A 1,310-nucleotide genomic window follows, 5' to 3' on the forward strand; every position below is an offset into this window, starting at 1 on the left:
ATAAAGGTAACATTTTTTTCCTTGACTTCACGACGAATATCTGCAGCTGTGATTGGCATGGGTTTTCTCCTTAATATATATGACTACTTGCGATTGCCTAACCGCGACCAAAGGGTGACCGTACTGAAGCAAAGCGCCCCTGCTGGAGGAGTTCATTGTGGAGTGCACGACGCACTTCCGTCTGACTCACAGCTTTCTTGGACTTCGCCTCGCGTTCAGCATATTTTTTCTTAATCGCAGCAATATTATGACCTTCAGAGATATAATCTTTGATTTCAAGCAGACGATCCATATCATTCAACGAATACATGCGACGGTTCCCTTCGTTTCGATCAGGTTTGATCAACTCTTGATCTTCATAATAACGAATCTGACGCGCCGAGAGATCGGTCAATTTCATAACACTGCCGATAGGAAAAACAGCCATATTTCGGCGAAATTCTCTTTCCTTCATTTACAATTTCCTTCTTCCTGTCTATTATAGTCTAAAAAAAGACATACGTCAACGAATAATGTCATAAAATGTAACATTATTTTCTTTTTTTCTCCCAAAAGAGTTTCAGTTGCTCAATATCATAATTTACAAGGATTGCGACAAAAACTCCCATAAATGTTTCAAATACGCGCGCAAACACGTACAAAAATGTTTCTCCGCTTGGTATTGATAGGGTAATGATCAACATGGCTGCTACACCACCAATAACTCCTGCCTTGTTATTCATGGCAACGTTTGTCATAATGGTTAACATGGTGCAAATCGGAACAACTAGTAAGGTTACCCAAAAGGCTCCATGAAATAAAGTGTTTAAGAGGAAAAAGACAAGGGCGTAAAAACCGCCAATGCTATTTCCTAAGATACGCGAAGTTCCAAAATGGACGCTCTTATCAAAGCTCTCTCGTAGACTGAAGACCGCTGTCAATGCTCCGATTTGAAGCCCCTTCCAGCCAAAAAAACCAAAAATCAAGAGAACTATAAATACAGCAATCCCCGTTTTGAAAGTTCGCATACCAAGCTTGAACTGTGACTTATCAAATTTATATTTTTTAAAATAACTCATAATCTCAACTTTCTACTACCATTTTAACATAAATTAGTTGATTTTATGAGTGAAAATCAATAGGAAGCGTTTTTAATTTAGGGCTATAAAAAAGAGGAAACAGAGTTCCTCTTTTCTATTTAAATTCAGAGCTTAGTTACTTTCGTCTTCTTTACGTTTCAACTGACCAAGTCCTAAAACTCCTACTAAAGCTGCTAGACCAAGATATGGCATGTAGCTTGAATCATTTGTACCTGTTTGAGGTAGAGTAGG

3 protein-coding genes are annotated in these 1,310 nt (G+C 38.3%); all 3 read right to left on the reverse strand.

Annotated elements, in window-relative coordinates; all coding sequences use genetic code 11:
* Positions 1–97 precede the first annotated feature (97 nt).
* Positions 98–454 (reverse strand): transcriptional repressor GlnR, encoded by a 357-nt coding sequence (gene glnR, locus GMD4S_RS08995; protein WP_000664333.1) that lies wholly within the window; start codon positions 452–454, stop codon positions 98–100.
* Positions 455–530: 76 nt separating this feature from the next.
* The gene (locus tag GMD4S_RS09000; RefSeq protein ID WP_000119887.1) at positions 531–1,058 is read right to left on the reverse strand and encodes an FUSC family protein; all 528 of its coding nucleotides are present in this window, start codon (positions 1,056–1,058) and stop codon (positions 531–533) included.
* Between the two features lie 132 nt (positions 1,059–1,190).
* A partial coding sequence (locus GMD4S_RS14005) for an LPXTG cell wall anchor domain-containing protein (protein ID WP_008289769.1) occupies positions 1,191–1,310 on the reverse strand: 120 nt, incomplete at its 5' end.

Source organism: Streptococcus sp. GMD4S (assembly GCF_000296955.1).

Bases quoted from the DNA above. Each gene is read 5' to 3' on its own strand.
- glnR (WP_000664333.1), bottom strand. From the start codon at position 454: ATGAAGGAAAGAGAATTTCGCCGAAATATGGCTGTTTTTCCTATCGGC.
- GMD4S_RS09000 (WP_000119887.1), bottom strand. From the start codon at position 1,058: ATGAGTTATTTTAAAAAATATAAATTTGATAAGTCACAGTTCAAGCTT.